Annotated in this window: 4 protein-coding genes; 1 reads left to right on the forward strand and 3 read right to left on the reverse strand. The window is 30.9% G+C overall.

Annotated features, from left to right (window positions below):
* Positions 1–1,378: RES family NAD+ phosphorylase (locus FPG59_RS12450; RefSeq protein WP_086454918.1), on the forward strand; the 1,378-nt coding region annotated here is incomplete at its 5' end.
* A gap of 301 nt (positions 1,379–1,679) precedes the next feature.
* Here the strand turns inward: FPG59_RS12450 and FPG59_RS12455 are convergent.
* The 3 genes from FPG59_RS12455 to FPG59_RS12465 all read right to left on the reverse strand — a co-directional run bounded on the left by FPG59_RS12455 (position 1,680) and on the right by FPG59_RS12465 (position 6,551).
* Positions 1,680–2,423, reverse strand: a complete 744-nt coding sequence (locus FPG59_RS12455) for a hypothetical protein (protein ID WP_086454919.1) — start codon at positions 2,421–2,423, stop codon at positions 1,680–1,682.
* Positions 2,420–5,815, reverse strand: coding sequence for a DNA methyltransferase (locus FPG59_RS12460; RefSeq protein ID WP_086454920.1), 3,396 nt, complete (start codon positions 5,813–5,815; stop codon positions 2,420–2,422). The genes FPG59_RS12455 and FPG59_RS12460 overlap by 4 nt, the downstream gene beginning before the upstream one ends.
* A 124-nt stretch (positions 5,816–5,939) precedes the next feature.
* A complete protein-coding gene (locus tag FPG59_RS12465) occupies positions 5,940–6,551 on the reverse strand; it encodes a recombinase family protein (protein WP_086454921.1) in 612 nt (203 codons plus the stop codon).
* Between the last annotated feature and the right edge of the window lie 101 nt (positions 6,552–6,652).

Raw genomic sequence — 6,652 nt, forward strand, 5'->3', positions numbered from 1 at the left:
ATATATTTGTTATGATTGTGTAAACGAATACCACTTGAAAACTATAATTAAAAAAGAGGGTTTTATAGTTAAATGCTCTTACTGCGGAAATGATTATCTTGAAGGGGTTTTACTTTCATACTTTGTGGATAAAATTGATATTGCTTTTGAACAACATTATATTCGATCTTCAGAATATCCACCAGAAAATTGGTCCATATATAAAATAAAAAATTCAGATTTTTGGGAACCTGATGGAATGCCTGTAATTGAAGCTATTATGGATGCAGCGGAAATAGATGAAGAAATTGCGGCAGATATCCAGCAAATTTTGGCAGAAAGATACTATGACCGTTCCGCTGCAGAGATTGGAGAAACGACAGATTTTAATAACGAAACCTTTTATGATACTAAGAATCCCGAAGATTTAGATTGGCAGCTACAGTGGGCAAATTTTGAACATGTCCTGAAAACTAGCACTCGCTTTTTTAATAAAAATAATGAAGAACTTTTAAAATCGGTTTTCCAAAAAATTGAATTTCTAAACACTCATGATGAAAAGCCAGTTGTTCGCATTATTGGGCCCGAAACGGATATAACACATATTTACAGAGCACGAGCATTTCAATCCGATTTTAAACTTAAAAGCGCACTTGAAACTCCTGATAAAGAGCTTGGCCCACCACCATCACAATTTGCAACGGCAGGAAGAATGAATGCAAGGGGAATCACTGTTTTTTATGGATCAATCAATTCTGAAACTGCATTGGCAGAAATCCGGCCACCTGTAGGCTGTAAAGTTGCCGTAGCGCGTTTTGAACTAAAGAGATTGTTAAAAGTACTGGATCTGAGTGCACTTAACTATACACATGCTAATGGAAGTATTTTTGATGAAGATTATGCTAATGAATTATCCAGAATCATGTTTTTAAGAAAGTTAAGCCAAAGGATGACTAAGCCGGTGATGCCCGATGATGAACATTCTGAATACTTAGCTACTCAGTTTATTGCGGATTTCCTTGCTTCAGAATTAAAATTTGATGGAATTATATTTCCTTCTGCCCAATTTAAAAAAGGACTTAATGTCACTTTGTTTCACTCTGCTTCAAGAGTTGTTTCACTCGAGTATCCTGAAGGTACAAATATTACTGTAAGTCTTATTGAATATGATGATGAAGGAGTACTTCCCAATTACACTGTATCAGTAAGTTTTCCGAAAAAAAAAATAAAAGATAATGATTCAAATCCAGCGTGGTGTGATTTGCCAGGAATTGATTGGGAATCGAAAGATCTTGATCTCAGAGAAAAAACTTTATCAATTGATGTAGATTCTATTAAGGTTGAACATATTGATTCAATACAAATTAAAAGTACGGGATTTGATGTCAATTGGACATAAGATAAAAAGAATCATATTGTCCAAGGTGTTATAAAAAAAATAAAATAGAAATTCTTTTTCTGAAACATTCAAGTTACTTGACATAACAGGTTTAAAGATGTGAAATATTTTGAATTGGTATTCTTCAATTTTGTTATAGATGCAATACGATTGAAAGAAAAATAGATTCTGAATTTATTTACATATTCAGCGTAATTTTCCTTCTCAAAATATTATTTGTTGGAATAAGAGGTTTATGTTAATATTTAAAACTTATGTGTTTTGAAATATTAAATATTATATCATCTGAAACAGGTATAAATTAGTTTAGTAAAATATCATAATAGTCTAGAAATATATGGTATATTGATAATTCCTGATGATCAGTGTCACGAGTATGCTTTGATTTATAGATGTATTTGAATCTGTCTACCCGACTATAACTTTCATCATCTAATTTAAATTTGGTCAGTAACTGCGTTGTTGTTATCGTAGTACTTGAGATATGATTATTTAAGCTGTCTTTTATTAGATCCAAATTCTCTCTAGACTTTATTTTAAGTGATTCAATTTCGACAAATCCGATCATTCCCGCAACAATAGTGTCGGTTTCTGGATAATATTTGTGTCCCGTAAACCGTTTTATTCCACCTGAAATATAGTATTTCTGTTTACTTTTATTTTTATCAAGTCTTTTCGCTTCAAATGCGTAATAATGATTAGCTGCTAAACTTGGAACTTGAAACTTTACATCCAAATGACCAACAGTTACGCTGTCCTTAGTTTCACGGACCCCAACATCAACAACAAGTCCTTCTAAACCAAATAGATGTAAATTTGGTTTTACATATTTATTTATTAATTCTGTGCATAAGTAATCTTCGATTTCATTATAAGCTTTGTCTGACTTGGATATCTCCTTGACTATTTCGTGAACAGTTTTTCTACTGTATTGCTTTTTACTGTCAACTAGTGTATAGTAGCCAAAAACGATTGACTTTAAGAAAGATTCAATATAATATTGTCTTCCGTCTGTTGCTAGAATAAATTGAGTACCGTCCATCATACTTGAGCACGTTTATGGTTAGATGTTTCAGCTCTAGCAAGAGCATCTATAAATTCTAAAAGATCATGATGAGCAATTGCTTTGTGCCAACATTTTTTTTCGTTAGGTTTTATAATATAAAATGTGTTTTTGTTAAATCCTCGAACATCTTGCTGAATGTATAAATCCCTAGTTACACTATGTATTCCTAAGAAACCTATCTCATTTAAAAGTTCGGAATCTTCCATTCCTTTATAAAAGACAGTCTCGCCATTGTCAGGTCTTTTACTAACAATAAAATGAAATCCGATAAAATCTTCCGCAATATGAATATTTACAAAAAATGATTGTTCTGGAGAATTAAATCTATGTTTAAAATGTTCTACAAATATTATAGCGTAATCCTTCAGATATAATTTATCAGTATCATTAGAAATTGAAAGCATTTTGAATATATTACGACCTCCGTATCCTGTTTCTTCTGCTCTTTTTAAAATTGGAATTGCAATTTCAGTTGAGTAATCAATTAAGGACTGCTCAATTGTACTAACCTCAAAAAGATCGGTAATTTTTTCCTGACACTTTTCTTCGAGTTTATTTACTTCATCTGCCAATTCTAAATAATTATAGTCATTAAAATCCAAAGTATTTATGCGTTTGTAAAGCCCCTGTATTTGATCAACCATTGAAGCAAGATCAGGATGACAAAGTGCTGGAGCAGAAAAAATCTCCTCAAAATCAATTCGAGTTCTGTCCACACCAGCAGATGAACTTGTATTAAAGACATAGTAAGTAAAAAAACGAGAGTTTATTATTGCCGCTAGACTTTTTAATAAAGTCGAAATTTCTACAGAAGAAATGTTACCAGCTATAGGCTTTATAGCACAGACTGTTGCGGTAAAAATGACGTCTTCATTTGTGTAAGCGGCTACTGCCTTAAAATCTTCCTTTGCTTGTAAACCCTTTTTTACCAGTAATTTTTCTCCGCGAAAGAAATGTATATCAGGCAAATATCCAACATTCCCCTCACTATCTATGTTATTACGACCTTGTGCTCCAGGTTTACGTGAAGTAAATTTTTGGCGCATGATATCAATAGTTTGTTCCCAAGTTAATGTCGGTAATAAATTGAATGGTTTAAATTCTTTCTTTCCTTCGACATCTAAAAATTTATAGTTTTTAATTTGGTCCGTGTTTTTCTTATTGTTTCCATCTGTAACTTTTAGTCCCCCTTTAGACGTTAAATCGTTATTATGCATGTAATCGCCAATATTATCATAAGATTTTAACCTTTTCATAAAATAGAAATCTAATAAATTACCATGAAGCATAACTTTCCAAAGCCAGTCGAACCCATTCAAGTTCCTAATAAAATTACGTTGGAGGATTTTTTTTATGTCGTGTTTTTCAATAACTATTGTCCTAAAGTAATTAAAGAATCTGTTTGGTTTAACAGTAATATGTGTAACTACATGCTTAAGTATTTCATCCTTTGCTTTTGGCATCTGATAAAAAAGAATAGCAGGAGCTTGCTTTGCTTCCTCAAAAATTTGATTTCCTGCAACAATTTTATTATTTACGCATGATAATTCTAGAACCTGATTTAGTATGAAATTACTTAAAAAATATTCGCGCCAATTTTTACAAGTAGAATCAGAATTGTATAAACTTTTTCCCGTTACAATCATTGCTATCTTGAGATTTGGATTAATAGCGAAATCGCTCACTCTTACTAAGAATGCTTGTGAAATTTCTCTATTACCTAGTTCAAGCGTTAAGTATGGTTTTGAAATATTTTTGGCTGTTGAATCCATCAGCTCACTATTTATAGCTGCTTCTCTTAAATTTCTTTCTTTGATATATTTCTCATAATTAGATGCAGCAACTATTCCCCATGGTGGATTTCCAAGTATGAAATCGAGTGCCACGTTTTGAGTGAAAATTTCATTAAAGGAAGCAGTTTCATTAAAAAAATCGAATGAAGCACCACCGAATAAATTTTGGTCTCTTAATCTTTCGAATCTAAAATCCTCTATTTCTATCGGTGTTTTGTAATCTAAAAGTGTTATATATAATGAAAAAATTGTAATTTCAATCGCATCTTCATCAATGTCAATTCCAAAAATATTTTCCCTCAATAGCTCCCAAAGCCTCTGATTTGAAATTTTTTCATTTTTAGCATCTAGAATAAGAATTTCTTTTTCAATTATCTTTCTTAACGTTTCAACAAGGAATATACCTGAACCACATGCAGGGTCTAAAATCTTACAGCTAGCAACCGTTTGATTTTCTATAAATGGAGTCACTGTCTGTGAAAGGACATAGTCAACAATAAAGGGTGGAGTATAATATGCCTTTATTTCAAATTGTTTAGTGTTTTTATAATTTGTAAGAACGACATCAAAATTTTCGGCTTTTTTGCCTATAAAATTTTCATATATATTGCTGATTAGTTCGACAGGTATTACTTCGAAATCATAAACCATAAATAGAGATGGTTGAACAGAATAACCTTTATGAGATGAACCTGATTTAAAAAATGAAGAGCCAGAAAATAAATGATACAAAATTTCTAGGTGCTCAGTATTTACATCACTTTCTTCGTCGTATAAACTTAATATCTCACCAGTATCTACGTCTATACTTTCTTCATATAGTGGAAATAAGTCCCCTTGATATTTGGCAGTTAGATAATGAAAAAATTTATAAAGAGTGATTTTATCTTTTATAAGCTCATTTAAGCTTATCTGTCTGCTTAGTTTGTCTTCACCCAATATATAAGTTTGATCCTTAAACTCAACCCTTCGATCTATAAGATATCTTATAAATAAAAGCCTACCAATCAGCCTATTAGCTATTTTTGGTAAAAGATCACCACCGTCAGAAGCAATTAGGATCCTTCTCGCATCTATTATATTATTTAAAAGATACTTATCAACTTTTGGGACATCTTTAAAGTATTTATGATATAAGTTTTTCCATGTTTTTCCCAACGTTAAATTTACAAGGGAGAATTCGCTTGGCTCCGATTCAATCTTTTTTAGTAAATAGCTATTTTCGGAAGCAAAACTATATCCATGAAAAATATCTAGAGGCTGATCGTCTGAAGTATTTATTATAACTATTGGTGCCTGTCCAAAGCAAAATGACCATTTTGGTATATCTTTTCTTTTTTCTTCATCTGGCTTATCAAAGAAAAGTATGATTGGATTATTTATCGGCTCTGGATGTTCAGAATTTATATCTCCATGATGATGTAAACTATAAAAAGCAAAAGGTTTAATTATATCTCTCAATACTTTACTAATACGATATGGAAATTTATGTACCCAATCTTCAGACTCTGTTAAATAAAAAAGTCCATTTTCTCTAGTATAACCGAGTTGATTAAATAACTGTTCAATTCTTGTCAAAAGAGGTTTCTTTAAGCTTTAATAAAATATAGGATTAACTAATATTATTAGTTAATGTAAATGTAACTAAATATATGTAAAAGACAATTTTTCTATGTTTTTATTGATTTGGAATTGGTAATAATCATTCTTTAAATGAATTATTCAGCATTTTTTTTACTTTTTGTACTGTGTTCTTTGAACAATCACAAAGTTTTGCTATTTCAATTAGAGTTGGTGGAGTTTTTTTTTTAAAATAATTGACTACATTCGGATACTTAGCAAGGAATTTTTCAGATGATTCAACAGTATTTTTTATTCTTCCTTTATAGGTTCCTTTAGCTTTTGCAATCGCAATGCCTTCTTGTTGCCTTTCTAAAATTGAATTTCTTTCCATTTCACTAATATTAGCAAGAACGCTTATTATCAATTTAAAAGTTTGGTTTTCCTTCCCATTTGTTAAACTCTCTAAGCCAAGATTATCTACCTTCAAACAAACATTTTGTAAATGTAATTGCTCAATAGTTGCAAGTACATCTAATGTATTTCTACCTAATCGATCAATACTTGATATACTTATGTATTTAATTTTCTTTTCTATAACATCTTTCATCAATTTAAAAGCTTCTGGTCTTTTTATAAATGGAGTAGATCCGCTGACTTTGTCAATATATAGTACTTCATCCTTATATTGCTTTGCCAATTGTCTTTCAATATTTTGGTTTAGCGTTGAAACTCTAATATAACGTGCTTTCATTTTTTGCTTATTAAGGTCGAATTTAGGGTAGGTATATTTGGTACATGTTATTTCAAGGAAATCGGTACTATAAATATACAAAATCTAGGTTAGTATTAGAC

It is taken from the genome of Flavobacterium sp. FPG59, from assembly GCF_002150205.1.
Lineage (GTDB): Bacteria > Bacteroidota > Bacteroidia > Flavobacteriales > Flavobacteriaceae > Flavobacterium.